Genomic DNA, 16,041 nt, shown 5'->3' on the forward strand with positions numbered 1-16,041 from the left:
TATGATAAACCTCTATTGGATAATTTTGAAATATTATGAGTAGTCGCGAACAAAAGAAACTTCAAACTCGGCACGCCTTTTTTAATGCGGTGCTCGATCTCTGTATGACAGGGCAGTCTTTTAGCTCCATCAGTCTCAGGCAGGTGACACGCGAGGTTGGTGTCGTACCGACGGCATTTTATCGGCATTTCGATGATATGGAATCGCTTGGACGGGCATTGGTGGTTGAAGAGTTGGGCGGGACGCTCGCCACCTTAAGCGAAAGCCTGCAAATTGGCCGTAAGCGAAGTTTTGATCGGCAAATCGCTAAGAGTATTCAGCTGTTTTTATATATGGTCAGCGAGCAGCCTTGCTATTGGCAGTTTTTGGTCAGTGAACGCTATGGTGGTTCAGAAGCTGTGCGCAAAGCAATCAATGAATTAATTAAAAAGCATGGTCAAAGCTTAGCAGAAGATTTGGCTTTACAGCCAGCATTTACGCACATTAACGCCTACGATAGACGCTTGCTGGCTGAAGCGGGGGTCAATATGTTCTTCTCTTGGATTATCGATTGGCTAGAGCTGACCTATTCTGAGGATCATGATGATGAGGCTGACTTGGCTGAAATTGAAAAAAAGAAACACCTGATGCTGCATAACTGTACTCGCCAAGCACAAATGTTATTTTATGGCGCATACAACTGGAAGTCTACCGAAGAGACTCGTCTGAGCGACGACTAAGCAATCTATGCAACCTTTGAGTGCTAGGCCGTGTCTTCATTGCAAAAATAGTCATAAAAATGAGATAAATTGCCGTCAAAAATTTCACTGCGTATTGTCTAAAAAATAGCTACTGCCAGTACCATATTTAAATGTTAAACAGACCCTAGCTAAAAACTCGGCCGAAATGCCCACAGACGCTGCGTAATAACTTTAATTGACTTCGCTTTTTTGCTCTTATTGTCATTGCCTATACTGTTGGCATCATTGCCATTTTTATCGTTACTATTATCGCTGCTATTATTAGCATCGCTACTGTTTTTAGCCTCACCATCATCAGTGGTGGTTTTGCTAATCAAGACGGTTGCAAAACGTTGCTTTGTTTGACCTGTATTGGCACTGTCTGTTGCCGTGATAAGCGCCGTAAAAGCCTGACTATCAACGGCTAACAGTGGCGTTAGTGCTGCCCGCTGCTCTTCATTCAAACCGCCCAATATTGGCAATTGCCACAATTCATCGATAGATGGCAATACTTGCTTGCGCCTCATCTCGGTCAACCCACGCATCTGCTCGCTAGTCACACCGTCCATCAGAGACGCCAGCAGTTCAGGACTGGCAGTATTGACATTGATAGGCACATAATAAGGAACGGCGCTAAGGTAAGGGCGCAGTGCTGCTAACACTTCAGCGCTGACTCCTCGAACGTCTTGTAACTGATCGATGCTAATAAATGGCTGGTTTGGTAATATCCCCTCTACTGCCCCGCTGCGCTGCTGCGAATATACCACGCTCTCATCACCGCCATCTTGATAGACCTCACCATCTGCATCTTGATAGTCCAGTACCGCAATGGCGATATCAGGCTCTATATTTAATTGTGTTAAGAGTCTTTGAAAGACCATTAACGCAGCGGTATTAACCGCACCATTTTGATATAAGTTATTAATATTAAAACGACTGGCTTCGTCGCGCAATTCGATGTTGATGCTGTGATTATCTAGAGCATAGGGTGGTATCGGCTGCGCCCAAATATCTTGCTCGCTGTCCGTATCGTTTAGCTTATTATCAGCGCGAATCACAGTCATAGCCAATTGCTGACCGGCGTCAATGTCTTGTAGTAGTTGATCTTGATCAAACAACAATCCACTACGCCTGATGGCAATCTTTTGACTGGCAAGCATTGCCCCGGCGACCACCGTAATACTGACCACCAATAGCAGGATAGTCAGCAGTGCTACCCCGCGCTGAGAATGCGCTGTTATGGACATAAACGGCCTCTATTATTGAGCCAATGGCACATTGTCAATACCTTGTAAATTAGCATTTCCCACACCAGCGTTCGCAGTATCGCTACCATTAGTATTATTACTGTTGCCCTCATTACTGCCATTATCGTTGCTGTTATCGCTCTTGCTATTTGGTGCATTTTGCATACTACCACGTGGAGACGGCTGCGGGGCAAGTGCCCACTGCCACGTGATAGGCATATCTTGATACGTAAAGCTAACGGCAATACCTTTTGGCAATAATTGCACCTCAGCTTGCCTATTCGCTGTATCAGCCGTCTGCCCAAAGGCTCTAGTCGTATTGTTGTTATTGCTACTGCTGTTTTCGTCAGGAAATTTGGTCGCAATTTCTGGTAAATAGGCTTGCCAGCGTGCTGCGGTCACCCCTTCTAGCAGTACGCTATCCAAGCTAACGCTATCATCTCCAGCGGCAAGACTGGTATATTGACGGCGAATTAAGCGCTCATCGGCAAAAATATATTCAATGTACTGCACACTGGCACTACTTTGGTAGCGTGGATCAGGATCTGCGAAGCGTACAAATCTAATATGCTCGCCATCTAAGCTCATAAAAGGCTCAGACTCTATAATATTGGCTTGAGTGCTGTCACTGTTAGTAGTGTTCGTTGAGACACTGATATCTCGCGTACTGGGTGCTTGGTAAGGAATGATTTGTCCCATGTCTTGCTGTAGTTGTAGATAGGTATATTGCAAGACAGCCAAATTATCAGCATGAAATTGCGCACGCTCACGGGCGCGGTTCACGCTATCAAACACTTGCCAACCCGCCACTGCCAGCATCGCAAATATTGCCATGGCGACCATCAGCTCAAGTAGGGTAAAGCCACGCTGCTGCCTCACAGGCTGCCTCTACTTGAATTTGAGCTCGCCAAATCAAGGCTACCCATATCCTGTTCTGGATTACTCAAGACCACCTTAATATCGGTCACTGTGCTGCCTGTCTGTCCATCGATAATAGGTGCAACAGCGATAGTTACCTGCTTTAAGGCGGGGCTAATGGTATCGCCGATTGTCATCATCACCTGCCAATCCCGACCTTGCGCATTAAGCGTTTGGCTGCGATTGGCGGTTAGCCATGTCTCTTGGATTTGTAAATCGGCAGCCGCGTTTTGGGCAACGAAATGAGCCAGCGTACGGGTACGCAACACATCAACCGAGCTGAGATACGCACTGCTGGCACGGCTAGCAGCGACAGCGACGACGGCTAAAATCGCTAAGGCGACCATCACTTCAATCAGGGTAAAACCGCTTTCGCGTGTCGATTTCAACGATGACTTTTCTGATGAAATGGCTTTGCTGGCTTTATTAACAGAACTAACAGGCGAATTAGGTAATTTAATCATCCATTACAGTCCTTGTCCTAGCGACATACTACCATCAGGCATGATGGTAATCACCTCACCCACCAAGCGCGAGTCATGACGCACTTCAATCGTTACCGGTGTCGCTTGCCCCGTACCAAACCATAATATTTGCGGTACCGTTTGATCGGTAAACCAAGGTTGTAGCGTTTGAGTCTGCCCGGCATTTGCAGCAGCGTTACCAGCATCTAAGCTTTGCACACTCAAACTCACTCCAGCAGGCAGTTCAGGTAAGGTAACTTCGGGTTCAATCTCCCAACTTGGCGTTGCTACGTCCCCATTCACACCTGACATCCCAGACAAATCGGTAGACAACTCCATGGCATTTTTAGCACGACTGTCCGTACGATCTGAAGCGGCTTCAGCCGTTTGATAGGCAATATAAGGATTTGATAAAGTGACAATAACGGGGTTTACTTGACCTTGTTTATCCGCTTGTAAGCTTAAGCCCATCGGCTGCATACGCTCAGCGGATAATAGCCTAACGTAGCTCAGCGAATCGGTAAGGTGTTCATAAAAGGCCCGGTTTTTTCGAGACTCACTACTACCAACTGATAAGCTCATCATGCCAGCAAAAATAGACAGAATGACCACAACCACTACAATTTCGACAAGGGTAAAGCCCGCTTGCCCGATATGCCTAGGCGCGTGAAGAGCTAGTATTGAAGATATCGAGGAAGTCGGTTTTGACATACAGAAGTCATCTAGAATGGCGTCATCCTACTAAAAAATAACGCTATATTGAATGGTATAAACAAGACGAAAGACGTGACGAGTTATAAAAACTATAAATCTGTACACATATTAAAAAATAAATTTAACGTGCTGCCATACAGAATATAACAACACGGATTTTTATAAAAGAATAGCTGCTTATGTTCAAAATATAATAACAAGCTAGTAATTGGTATTACGATGCTCTTCGGACTCAGTATCGATCTGCTCCACCAGCTCTTGCATATCCTCATCCATCACCTCATCATCGTCAGCAGGATAATGGCTAGGCAACTCGAGCATTTGCTGAACGAAAGCATAACGCAAGGTATCACGGCGACCCAAGTAGCGCTGATAAAAACTTGAGTTCAATAATCCTGCGCCGCCCTGACCCATCGCCCAAATCGAGGACAAGTAATCACGCGTACTTAAATTGCTGTGCTGCTCCTGTAAATACGCACTGATAATATCAATTAAACGCTTCATACGCTGACGGCGAATATCGTACAACTCACCAAACAAGCGATTGAGACCTGTCACTGATGCCGCCAAACGCTCTTCGATTTGATTGAGGAGCATGGCTTTTTGTGGATTGAATAATTGCTGAAAAATCATACGGGCCACACCAGCCGATGGGCAGTCATCAATTCGATTGATCTCAAACAGCTGCTCTTCATAACGAATAATAATACGCAAGTAGAGCTCATCTTTACTGGAGAAATGCTTATATAAGGTGCCTTTAGCCAAATCAAGCTGGTCTGCCAAACTGTCTAAAGTGATATCACCATCGCCTGACTCAAGTAACAGTTGCTCTGCCATCGCTAAGATATTCTCTTCTCGTGCCTTGAACTGATGCTGACGACTCATAATCTCTCCTAAAACCTGACAAGATTAAGCATATGACCATCGTATAGATTAGTGCGTCGGCAACAAGAGTATGAGGCTATACAAAGTCTGCTCGAAGACTACCAAGGGGAATATGCTTATGTTTGCTAAATAGTCATTGATAATCATATGCTTACGTTTGAGATAACAACTAAAAATAACGTAAAGCAATAACACTATCTAATAAATGACTGAGTGGTCATAGCATAACCATTTTAATGATACTGTGCCAGTAAATTTTCAAAGTTTTTTGCAGTCATTGCACCAACGTCATCGCTACTACAGCCATACATCTCCGCCAGACAACTCGCAACGTAAGGTACATAAGCGGGCTCATTAGGTCTACCACGTTTAGGAACAGGCGCTAAATAAGGACTGTCGGTTTCGATAAGCAATCGGTCTCTAGGCATATTTTTTGCTGCATCTTTGATATTTTGCGCGCTTTTAAAGCTAACAATACCCGAAAATGAGATATAAAACCCTAAGTCTAGCGCCTGCTTCGCGGTCTCCCAATCTTCGGTAAAGCAATGAATAATGCCGTGTTCCGCCCCTTCCGCCTTTAGGATATCAATGGTATCTTCTTTGGCATCACGCATGTGTATGACCAGTGGTTTTTTCAAGCTTTGGCTGGCATGAATATGGCGCGCAAGGCTGGCTTGCTGCTCTTTTTTGTTCTCCGTCGACCAATAATAATCTAACCCCGTCTCCCCTATGGCCCACACATGCTCGGCATCGGCAGTTTCTATCAGACGTTCGACCGTCGCTGATTGTAATACGCTGATATCTTCACAAGGGTGGATACCGACGCTCATGCCGAGATTTAACGTTTCATCACCATAAGTGCTGACGATTTTAGCAATTTCATCATATTCAGCAAAATCACACATAATGGCCATCGCTCGGGTGACATTGGCTTCTTTCATGGCAGCAATCGCGCCGGATAATTGACCATCGTACTTGGTCAAATCCAAACGGTTAAGATGGCAGTGGCTATCAGTAAACATAAACAATCTCGTTAATAAAATAGAAAAATTAGGTTTGAAACGTTAAATGAATAGGGTTATTTATTGCTCTAAAGCGAGCTGTTTTCAAGTAAGGTTTAACGATACACTATCAGATAGTTAATAAATCATAAAAGCGGTTTGTTAGCAAAAACATTGCGTCATCTACTCACTCTTCATAAGCCCTTTATTATGAACCATAAAAAAACCATCAGCCTCTCCCCCATTATAAAAACCCTATTACCCAAACAACTATACAAAAAGCGGTTTTTGTTACAAGACAAAGGGCACAACAATCATATCAAGATTGCTAAAGACGTACGCATCATTGGCAATTCAGCCATTACCATTCGTAAAGGTCATGGCAATCACATCACTATCGGTAAGGGCGGCAAATTTAATCAGTTAAAAATCGACATTAACGGCAGTCACAATCAAGTCACGATTGGAGAAAAAGTTAAGTTCTCAGGGCAATTATTGATCGTTGGCAACCATTTGCATATTTATATCGGTGAGCATACTACCGCCATCGACTGCTATATTCTGGCACGTGATAAAAGTGTGACTATTGGTAAATCTTGCATGATATCGCGCGGTATTGAAATTCGAGCGACTGACGTCCACAAGGTTTACGATATAGACTCTAATAAGAGGTTAAATCCTGCTCACTCTAACGTCATTTTGGGCGATCATATTTGGATTTCTGCCAATGTAACTGTCTCTAAAAACGTTACTATCGCTAGCGGTTGTATCATTGCAGCCGGTGCATTTGTCAATAAACCAGTGACCACACCAAATTGTATGGTGGCGGGCGCGCCTGCAAAAATCATTCGCCAAAATGTACGCTGGGAGCGTTAAAGACTCAGGGTATAAGGCTAGTTTTACCATGCCAAACTTTGCTATTTAAAATTAATGTAACGGCACCACACGCATCACCTCTTCTAAGGTTGTCACCCCTTCACTGATACGCTTCGCACCCGATAAGCGTAGCGGCTGTACGCCTTCACGGTAGGCTTGTTGTTTCAATACATCCAAATTGGCATCAGCTGCCACCAGTTTTTTTAGCTCATTCGATAACGGCATAATCTCATATAGACCAACGCGACCTTGATAGCCTGTATGGCGACAGTGCTCACAACCCTGCGCTATATAAATTTGTGCTGGTACAGCAGCGCGCCAAGGCTGTACCAGCTCTTGCCACTGTATCGCAATTTCACTGTCTGGCGTAACATCGACTGCTTTTTTACAATGCGGACATAACGTACGTAGCAAGCGCTGCGCCATTACGCCTAATATCGTCGCTGAGGTCAAAAACGGCTGAATGCCCAAATCATGCAAGCGAGTGAGTGAACTGGGTGCATCATTGGTATGCAACGTCGAGAGCACCAAATGTCCCGTCAGCGATGCTTGCACGGCCATATTAGCAGTCTCGGCATCGCGAATCTCACCGACCATAATAATGTCTGGGTCTTGGCGCATCAAAGAGCGAATGCCGTCAGCGAAGTGCAAATCAACGCCCGGATTAACCTGCATTTGGTTAAAAGCGGGCTCAATCATCTCGATAGGATCTTCAATGGTACAGACGTTGACTTGTTCTGTGGCGAGCTGCTTAAGCGTACTGTATAAAGTGGTCGTTTTACCTGAACCGGTCGGGCCAGTGACCAAAATAATGCCGTTTGGATGCGCGGTCAACTCGTGCCATGTCTCAAGCTGCTTGCCAGACAGACCAAGCTGAGCAAACGAGCGCACCAATACTTCGGGGTCAAATACCCGCATGACCAGCTTTTCACCAAAAGCAGTCGGCATGGTAGAGAGACGTAGCTCAGTCTCTAACCCTTTTGGCGTACGGGTTTTTAGCCGGCCGTCTTGCGGTTTGCGCTTCTCTGCGACATTTAAACGGCCCAAGATTTTAATCCGTGCTGTCACCGCGACGATAATCGCCAGCGGCATCTCATAAACGGTGTGTAATACGCCATCAATACGAAAGCGCACTTTTCCGGTCTCGCGACGTGGCTCCAAATGAATATCACTGGCGCGTTGCTCAAAGGCATACTGCAACAACCAATCGACAACCCTGACGATGTGTTGGTCATTGGCATCGGGATTGGTATTGTCGCCAAGCTGTAACAACGCCTCGACATTGGTGACATCAGCCGCCGCACGCTTATGTAGAGAGTTTGCCCCAGCAATCGCTTGCGTGACTTGATAAAACTCCTGTCGATAGCGATTGATCTGTTCAGGATTGATATAGACCGTACGATAGCTTTTGGACTTAATTAACTTTTCTATATTAGAGTGCCAGTCTGTATAAAACGGCTGATCGGTACCGATGACCACTTCATTTAACGTGACCTCAATCGGCAAAATATGCTGCGAGCGCGCATATTCGAACGACATCAGCTGCGTGACGGCTGGCACATCAACTTTCAGTGGATCAATACGCACAAGTGGCATGTCTGCTTTGGCCGCTAGCCATTGATTGAGCCATGCTATCGTTAATTTACTCTCAGCATGACCATCAAGCGCATGATCATCAAGCGCATGACCATTAGGCAACCCAAACTCACTAATCGTCAGAAGCGGATGCTGCGCCTTATCACGGCGACTGGTTATCACCAGATTATAGCCGCGCTGATCAATTACTCTATCTGCTAGTAATTCATCAAGACACCAACGTAAATCAATCACGATCGAATATTTTTGAGCAGACATATTTTTCTTCTTTTATTGGTCAATAAATATTTCACAAATCAGCAGTTTATAGCTTTCACTTTCATGGCTTTGATAAAGCATAAATACAGTGCGCCAATTTCATGCTAAGAAGTCACTGCTACAACGGCCGTTATTTGCAACTGTCCCGATTCTATCAGCTGAAAGCTGACATCAACAGATTTATAGCGCATGGTAAAACGCTTATTTAACTCGGTGCGCCGATAGGCAGGACGTGGATCTTGGGCGATTAAGGCTTTGATAGTGTCTAGATCAGCCATCATTAACTGTTTTTGAGTTTTATCAATGACTGCTTTAACTGATGATTGCTTATTTTGAGCATTTTCTACCGCTGCATTTTGCGCACTTTGATTGGCGACAATTTGCAAAAACTGCTCATAAGCCAGCTCGATAATCGTCACATCCAACAAGTGCGGCGCAGTTTGCGCAAAACCACTTTTTGCATGACTCAATGCATCACTATAAGCCACATAAGGTTTGATATCGATAATGGGCGTCCCATCTATCATATCAGCACCGCTGATGATAACTAATACCCGACCTTGTATCACCTCAATACGCTCAAGTTTCACCACAGACAATCCCAAAGCGGATGGTCGATACATACTACGACTGGCAAACACGCCTATTTTTTGATTACCACCAAGCCTTGGCGGTCGAACTTGTGGTCGAAAACCGCTACCTGTGGTATCAAGTTGGTCGTTTTGATGTTTCTGTTCGTTTTTGTGATTCTGATTGTCTTTATATAAATAGTTGTGATGAAACTGCCAGCTGATCCAAATATGGCTAAAAGTGTCTAAGCCAATGAATGCCGCTGGCGTATCGTAAGGCGCTAGCATCTCAATTACACTAGTCAGCGCCACCAAATTCGGTTGTCTTGGCGCACCAAACTTCTGTGAGAGCGGCGCACGATGGTAGCCAATGATTGGTGCTCGATGCTGGTCATTCAACAAGGCATTATCGCCAGACATATGGTCACTCCACTGATAACAAACGGTCTTTATCGAGCCAATTGGCTCAAGCATACAAAATTACTCACTAACGATATTCCATTTTATCATGGTACATCGTGGCTGCTAGACAGATTTTTATTTTAAAGTTTGGTATTATGAGCTTGAAATTTATTGAGAATGGCTTGCATTCATACAATACCTATAGTGCTTATGAGGACAAAAACCTTATGACTAGCCTACGATTCCTTGTATAAATGTGAAAAAAATGCTTTGTAACTTGCTTCATACATTCACAATATTATTGGTTTTTGGCTAAAAAATATTTCAAAGCATGAGCATTTATAGTCATTTTAATATTTTAATATTTTAATAATAATTACCCGCTTATATATGGTTAGCGTCCAACAGCTATCATTGAAAATTCTAATTTCATACTCATTTACACTTAACGATAAAAATAGCGACTTATTAACGAGGACTTTATGTCAAAACTTCGCACCGAAACGGTTACAGAGGTTCATCATTGGAATGATGCCTTATTTAGCATCAAAACCACACGTGACGATGGCTTACGCTTTCGCAATGGCGAGTTTGCGATGATTGGTCTCGCTGTCGATGGCAGACCACTGCTACGCGCTTATTCGATTGCTAGCCCTAACTATGAAGACCATCTAGAGTTCTTTTCTATCAAGGTTCAAGACGGCCCTTTGACCTCACGCCTACAACATATCAAAGTCGGCGATGAGCTATTGGTCAGCAAAAAGCCCACCGGCACGCTAGTCTTAGACGATCTACTACCCGGTAAACACCTTTATATGTTGTCCACTGGTACGGGGCTTGCGCCATTTTTGGCCTTGGCACGTGACCCTGAGGTTTATGAGCGCTTTGATAAAATCATCTTGGTGCATGGCGTTCGTTATGCAGATGATTTGGCGTATCGTGACATGTTCGAAAATGAGCTGCCCAACGATGAAATCTTTGGCGAATGGTTCCGCGAGAAGTTTATCTACTATCCAACGGTTACTCGCGAAGAATTTAGAAATCAAGGCCGTGTTACCGACTTAATGAAATCAGGCAAACTTTTTGAAGATATTGGTTTGCCACCGATGAATAAAGACGATGACCGTGTCATGATCTGTGGCAGCATGCCATTCAATGCGGAAGTCTCTGAGATTTTAGATGGTTTTGGTCTCACTGTGTCGCCACGCATGGGCGTGCAAGCGGACTATGCGGTTGAGCGCGCCTTTGTCGGTTAAGATTAATGTGATTAAAAGCACAATTATTATAAATAATTCTTGACGCTAAAAAATAGGCTGCTATAATACGCAGCCTATACAGAGAACACTGTAGCCCAATTCGATAAGGTTTCGCACAATAGACTTTATCACCTAACATGCCAGTGTGATGGAATTGGTAGACATGACGGATTCAAAATCCGTTGCCTTTAAAAGCGTGTCGGTTCGAGTCCGACCACTGGTACCACTATACGAAACCCTTACAGTCTATAGATTGTGAGGGTTTTTTATTGCGTGAATTATTTATAAATTGGTCGAGTAATAACAGCGTAAAATAAAATTTTGATACTATCTTGATACTTTAATACATCTGCATGTTCACGTATTATAGTGCTATTAATATAATAACTGCGGCGTGACGGATGAATTATGAAAGTTAAGCTTAGTAAGAAGTTTATCGATTCAGTTGCATATGCTTCAAATGGTACAGACATCTACATGGATGAAGTATTAACGGGTTTTGCACTTCGTGTGGGTAAGCAATCTAAGAGATACACGCTTCATAAACGCATCAATGGTAAGCTCTATCGTGACGAAGTTGAAGAAACACATCTAATCACTTTGACTGAAGCTCGTGAAAAAGCGAGCACGATGATGGTCAACATAAAAAAGGGACTTGATGTTTACGATGGTTATCACGCTACTCCAAAGTTAAAAGACATTCAAGATTCTGATATACCAACACTTAATGAAGCATATACCTACTTTAAATCTATGAAGCCAAATCTTGCCAGCCGTACTATTGAAACTTATGATCAGCAAATACTTGGTCGACTCGATGACTGGCTTGATATATCGTTAAACGATATAACTAAAACTATGATAAGTGAAAAACATAAGGAAATCAGCAAATCTAGTCCAGCTCAAGCGAATGCTACTATGCGAGCTCTTCGATCAGTATGGAATTATTGTCAAGATAGCTTCTTAGATGACGATGAGGAGTACATAATAAAGGATCAACCCATTCGAATACTGAATGCCAAAAATGATTGGAACAAAATTAAACCTCGTACTCGTCATGTTGAAGAAGAGTATTTAGGAGTATATTTTAGAACTTTGATTGAACACCGTGACGGTAGTTCTTTCAAACAAGCATCTTATAGCAATAATGCTCGTGATCTTTTACTGCTTTTTATGTTTGCTGGAGTTCGCTTAAATGAAGCGCAGACACTAAGATGGGAAGATGTAGATCTTGACGCTGCTCGTATCGTTTTTAAAGCCACTAAAAATGGTTCTGATTACCATATGCCTACTGGAAAAATACTTCAAGCCATACTTAGTGAACGCTATAGATTGAGCAATGGAGAGCGTTGGGTATTTCCGAGTGATTTGAAAAGAAATAGCGACCACGTTAAAGATTTGAGCGGTAGTTATCATTCAATATCAAACAAAGCTGGCTTGCACATTACGCCTCACGATTTGCGTCGTACATTTGGCACTGTCGCTAATGGTCTTAATGTAACCTATCCAGTGTTAAAGAGACTGCTCAATCATCGTGAGGCTAAATCTAGTGATGATGTGACACTACATTACATACAGGTATCACAGCGACAATTACGTGAAGCTTTAGATGAGATTGAAGCTTTTTATTGCAAGCATATAGGAATGACTCAAGATGAGGTGATTAAGAGTCTCTTACAGACATAACTTCATATAATTTTTTAAAGTTCTGTACAACTAACTAATCGATAGAACATGTAATGACATTTTGATTAGGAGACATACTATGGGTATCAAACTTGAATTTGGTATGACACAGAATAGTAGAGATCAAAAAATCTGTGTTGATTATTGGGCATATGATCATAAGGAGGATTATCTTGAACATGTACAAATGCTATGTCAGAAATATAGAATCAGCTCAAATCTATTGTTTGAGACGATTGCTCAATGTTACGCTTGTTTAGATGATATGCTCTGTGAGTACTGTGCAAGTGCTTGCCCGGTAGAGATGCCAGCAGATATCCTATATATGCGTGCTCAAGATAGTTGGTGTTGTATGGTTTGCAAAAACGCAGTATGGCAAAAGGATTACGTTTGATCGCTTTCAAACTTATATAGTAATTATTGCAAAATCTACAGTAGTAAATTACATTATATGATTTTTTATAAACAATCATATATGCCAATTATTCTGATTAAACTGGTTCACTATCTCTAGTAACCCATTTACCAAACTCAAAACTCTCGTTATATTTGATTTTGAAACTGTTGTTTACAAGGTAAACACATTCCGTATTAAGAGTTGTATTCGAAGTATAGAATTTTTCTGTATTAAGACCTAAATGCTTTATAAAAAGCGGCTTAGTGAAAAATTTTTTTAAATAGGTACTATATTGACCATCTCTATCTATGACAAAACCACATTCAACACAAGTGTTGACTATAAAAACTTTGTTAAGTATTTCACTACGCACCTTTTTTATGGGTGAAAAAACATAATTCTTAGAAAAATGTGTATTAATAATTCTAAGCTCTTTATCGCTACAATCTTTTATTTTCTTAGAACGTACTTTATAGTCTTCTTTATATCTCACCTCAGAAATTATCGGATTGGAGTAACCACATTTAGCGCAAGAGTCTTTACTCACCCCTAAAGTCATCTCAGTGATACCGTTGGATTTAAATCTAAACTTTGTAGAGGTGAATCGCTCATAAGGTATAAAAACTAGGCCCTGTGAAACCAATCTTTGTATAAAATTCTCTAATGGTAGTGTAATAGGCTTAAATGAACGGTGGTTGTACCGACTACTGTTGCTGTCTAGCTTATTCACGTTATAAATCATATAAGCTTGATTGCCCTGCGTCTTATTTCTATAAATAGAGAATACAGGTATGTCTTTCGTACTATAGGCATAATCGCCTGTAATTGCGTTGGTATCTTTAATTGAGCCACTTCTAAGCAACCACGCACACCTTACACCTGATTGAGCATATTTTTCTTGTCTGCGTTTTGTTTCTATAAAAGTTTGAGGGCTCCATTGCACTTCAATTGCAATCTTAGCTTTACCTTTTTCTACGTAGATATCTGCTATCCATTCCTCCCCACTAGGGGTAACCCCTCTTTTTTCGACTTCTACATTCCAACCGTTTCTATCTAATTCTTTCATAACAAGATATTTGATATGCATGTGTTCGGCAGTTTCACCACCAGTCGAGCAGTTAGAGTCTTTAGGTTTTGCCTTATGAGCGAAGAACTGCGTACCTAGCTTACTTGTCTTTAGTATTGCCTGATTACCACAGCAAGCCATATTGAAACTGGACGCTTTATCTTCTTTTAAAGCTATCCAATCTTTTAAGCTATATATAAAACTATAGATTTTTTCATCGTTTTTTGTGCAAATAAAAGCCATATTGACCCTTAGTTATTTTGACTTTTGATCTAGCAATACATTCTTATATATATTCATGCTTTATAAGATGATCGCGCATAATTAGGGTTTACCTTCTCCTATGCCTTTACCTTCGTATCCAGTAAAAACCGCGTGAATTGACTCAAGCGCTTTGAACCGCCCCGACTATATCGGAGACTTGATTGCTTGAGTCAGGCAGCTTTGTCTGACTCAATAAAACTATCATAGTATCGTCTCTCAAACTCAAAAGGCGACACATAGCCAATCGTACTATGAATGCGAGTTTTGTTAAACCAATCGACCCATTCAAGGGTTGCTAATTCAACATCACTCACACCTTGCCACTGCTGTTTTAAATATTCAATCACCTCCGTTTTATAAAGTCCGTTAACCGTTTCAGCCAACGCATTATCGTATGAATCACCTGTCGTGCCAACAGATGCAATGACGCCAGAATCAGCCATCTTATCAGTATAGCGAATTGATAAGTACTGAACGCCGCGATCACTATGATGAATGACATCTTTAGGATGGTTTCTGTCTGCAATGGCTTGGTTTAGTGCTGCCATCACCATATCAGTGTTCATACGATCTGATACTTTCCAGCCAACGATAGCGCGAGCAAATACATCAATGATAAAGGCGGTATATACCCAGCCACTCAGTGTCTTTATATAGGTAAAATCAGCAACCCATAGTTGGTTAGGGCGATGGGCATTAAAGTTACGATTAACCAAATCATCAGCACGCTTTTGATCGTCACGAGACTTAGTCGTTATCTTACCTTTACCTCGCCAAATACCCTGCATTCCATGCTGACGCATTAAACGCTCTACAGTGCAGCGTGCAGGATGTATACCCTCTGCTTTCAACTGTTTCCAGACTTTACGAGTACCATAACGGCATTTGCTGTCCTGCCAGATACGTTTAATCTCATTAAGATAGAAATCGTCATGCTGACTACGCTGTGAACGCTTCTCCGGATTGTCGTTTAAGTCTTTGGTACGATAGTATATGGATGGGGCAATCGGCAAGACTCTACAAATAGCTAGAATGCCATAAATAGATTTATTCTCGTCGATGAATTGAACCATCACTAAGGTTTGCGGTCTATTTCCGCCTGGGCGAAAAAAGCGGCTGCTTTCCTTATGATCTCATTGGCTTGTTTTAATTCTTTGTTCTCACGTTCAAGCTCTTTGATGCGCTCGGCTTGGCTTTGAGCTTGAATCTTTGCAGGAATGGTTTTATCAATGTGCTTTTTATGCCATGATCGTAGGGTCTCAGGCGTGCAACCTATCTTTGGCGCTATGGCTTTGATGGCTGACCAGGTGGATGGGTAATCGTCTTTAGCTTCAATTAGCATACGGACGGCGCGCTCTTTCATTTCAGGAGTGTAGGTTTGTCTTTTCATTGTCGTATTCTCTCAGAATGTTAAGTCTCCGACAATACCGGGGCGGTTCAATGTGTGTGCTAAGTTATTCTCCAATAATAATCTTATCAGGAATCCACACTGTCATTATTAATGAGGATTTGATGAATTTCTACGAGCGAAATCATAATTTGTTAGATGTCAAAAACTCAACTATTGAGGGGCTATAAATCTTACTTCATGGTATATATGCGCTTATATTTTGTGCATTTGAGACATTAAAAAAGGCTACTAACACTATGCTATATATAGCGTTAGTAGCCTTCGTTTAAATTGATATTTTACTCAGGTGAGGTTGTTAATATTAGGGTTTGA

At 42.2% G+C, this 16,041-nt stretch carries 15 protein-coding genes, 1 tRNA gene and 1 other annotated feature; of the genes, 6 read left to right on the top strand and 10 right to left on the bottom strand.

Annotated elements, in window-relative coordinates; genetic code table 11:
• Window positions 1-35 precede the first annotated feature (35 nt).
• Window positions 36-719 carry a TetR family transcriptional regulator gene (locus W293_RS0101775; protein ID WP_025650818.1) on the top strand — a complete coding sequence of 228 codons (684 nt, stop codon included), beginning with the start codon at window positions 36-38 and terminating at the stop codon, window positions 717-719.
• A 149-nt stretch (window positions 720-868) separates the two neighbouring features.
• On the opposite strand, the gene gspK is transcribed toward W293_RS0101775, so the two are convergent.
• The 6 genes from gspK to W293_RS0101805 form a co-directional block, all read right to left on the bottom strand.
• A complete protein-coding gene (gene gspK / locus W293_RS0101780; RefSeq protein WP_025650819.1) occupies window positions 869-1,966 on the bottom strand; it encodes a type II secretion system minor pseudopilin GspK in 1,098 nt (365 codons plus the stop codon).
• 12 nt (window positions 1,967-1,978) lie between these two features.
• Window positions 1,979-2,845: a type II secretion system minor pseudopilin GspJ gene (gene gspJ, locus W293_RS0101785; RefSeq protein ID WP_025650820.1), complete on the bottom strand. Its 867-nt coding sequence runs from the start codon at window positions 2,843-2,845 to the stop codon at window positions 1,979-1,981.
• The gene (gene gspI / locus W293_RS0101790; protein WP_025650821.1) at window positions 2,842-3,348 is read right to left on the bottom strand and encodes a type II secretion system minor pseudopilin GspI; all 507 of its coding nucleotides are present in this window, start codon (window positions 3,346-3,348) and stop codon (window positions 2,842-2,844) included. Before gspI ends, gspJ begins: the two co-directional genes overlap by 4 nt.
• A gap of 3 nt (window positions 3,349-3,351) precedes the next feature.
• Window positions 3,352-4,059, bottom strand: coding sequence for a prepilin-type N-terminal cleavage/methylation domain-containing protein (locus W293_RS0101795; protein WP_025650822.1), 708 nt, complete (start codon window positions 4,057-4,059; stop codon window positions 3,352-3,354).
• A gap of 204 nt (window positions 4,060-4,263) precedes the next feature.
• The gene (locus W293_RS0101800) at window positions 4,264-4,947 is read right to left on the bottom strand and encodes a TetR/AcrR family transcriptional regulator (RefSeq protein WP_025650823.1); all 684 of its coding nucleotides are present in this window, start codon (window positions 4,945-4,947) and stop codon (window positions 4,264-4,266) included.
• A 233-nt stretch (window positions 4,948-5,180) separates the two neighbouring features.
• A complete protein-coding gene (locus W293_RS0101805; protein WP_025650824.1) occupies window positions 5,181-5,969 on the bottom strand; it encodes a TatD family hydrolase in 789 nt (262 codons plus the stop codon).
• Between the two features lie 189 nt (window positions 5,970-6,158).
• Between W293_RS0101805 and W293_RS16675 the strand changes: the two genes are divergently transcribed.
• Window positions 6,159-6,824, top strand: a complete 666-nt coding sequence (locus W293_RS16675) for an acyltransferase (protein ID WP_025650825.1) — start codon at window positions 6,159-6,161, stop codon at window positions 6,822-6,824.
• Window positions 6,825-6,875: 51 nt separating this feature from the next.
• Here W293_RS16675 and W293_RS0101815 read toward each other — a convergent pair whose 3' ends face one another.
• A complete protein-coding gene (locus tag W293_RS0101815) occupies window positions 6,876-8,678 on the bottom strand; it encodes a GspE/PulE family protein (protein ID WP_025650826.1) in 1,803 nt (600 codons plus the stop codon).
• A 104-nt stretch (window positions 8,679-8,782) separates the two neighbouring features.
• Entirely contained in the window at window positions 8,783-9,667 is an 885-nt protein-coding gene (locus W293_RS0101820) for an SAM-dependent methyltransferase (RefSeq protein WP_025650827.1), read from the bottom strand.
• Window positions 9,668-10,131: 464 nt separating this feature from the next.
• Here W293_RS0101820 and W293_RS0101825 point away from each other — a divergent pair, with 464 nt between their 5' ends.
• The 4 genes from W293_RS0101825 to W293_RS0101840 all read left to right on the top strand — a co-directional run bounded on the left by W293_RS0101825 (window position 10,132) and on the right by W293_RS0101840 (window position 12,985).
• Entirely contained in the window at window positions 10,132-10,905 is a 774-nt protein-coding gene (locus tag W293_RS0101825; protein ID WP_025650828.1) for a ferredoxin--NADP reductase, read from the top strand.
• 139 nt (window positions 10,906-11,044) lie between these two features.
• Window positions 11,045-11,131, top strand: a tRNA-Leu gene (locus tag W293_RS0101830).
• Between the two features lie 182 nt (window positions 11,132-11,313).
• Window positions 11,314-12,591 carry a tyrosine-type recombinase/integrase gene (locus W293_RS0101835; protein ID WP_025645715.1) on the top strand — a complete coding sequence of 426 codons (1,278 nt, stop codon included), beginning with the start codon at window positions 11,314-11,316 and terminating at the stop codon, window positions 12,589-12,591.
• A gap of 79 nt (window positions 12,592-12,670) precedes the next feature.
• Window positions 12,671-12,985, top strand: a complete 315-nt coding sequence (locus W293_RS0101840; RefSeq protein ID WP_025650829.1) for a hypothetical protein — start codon at window positions 12,671-12,673, stop codon at window positions 12,983-12,985.
• Between the two features lie 97 nt (window positions 12,986-13,082).
• Here the strand turns inward: W293_RS0101840 and W293_RS16680 are convergent, their stop codons facing one another.
• Complete coding sequence (locus tag W293_RS16680; protein WP_025650830.1) at window positions 13,083-14,297, bottom strand: competence protein CoiA; 1,215 nt, start codon at window positions 14,295-14,297, stop codon at window positions 13,083-13,085.
• Window positions 14,298-14,488: 191 nt separating this feature from the next.
• A protein-coding gene (locus W293_RS0101850; RefSeq protein ID WP_413771506.1) for an IS3 family transposase occupies window positions 14,489-15,708 on the bottom strand; the annotation gives its coding sequence in 2 pieces (ribosomal slippage) (window positions 14,489-15,423 and window positions 15,423-15,708; 1,221 coding nt in all).
• Window positions 15,317-15,433, bottom strand: a sequence feature (AL1L pseudoknot). Its footprint overlaps the gene before it by 117 nt.
• Window positions 15,709-16,041: the final 333 nt, after the last annotated feature.

This window comes from Psychrobacter sp. TB67 (genome assembly GCF_000511065.1).
GTDB lineage: Bacteria > Pseudomonadota > Gammaproteobacteria > Pseudomonadales > Moraxellaceae > Psychrobacter > Psychrobacter okhotskensis.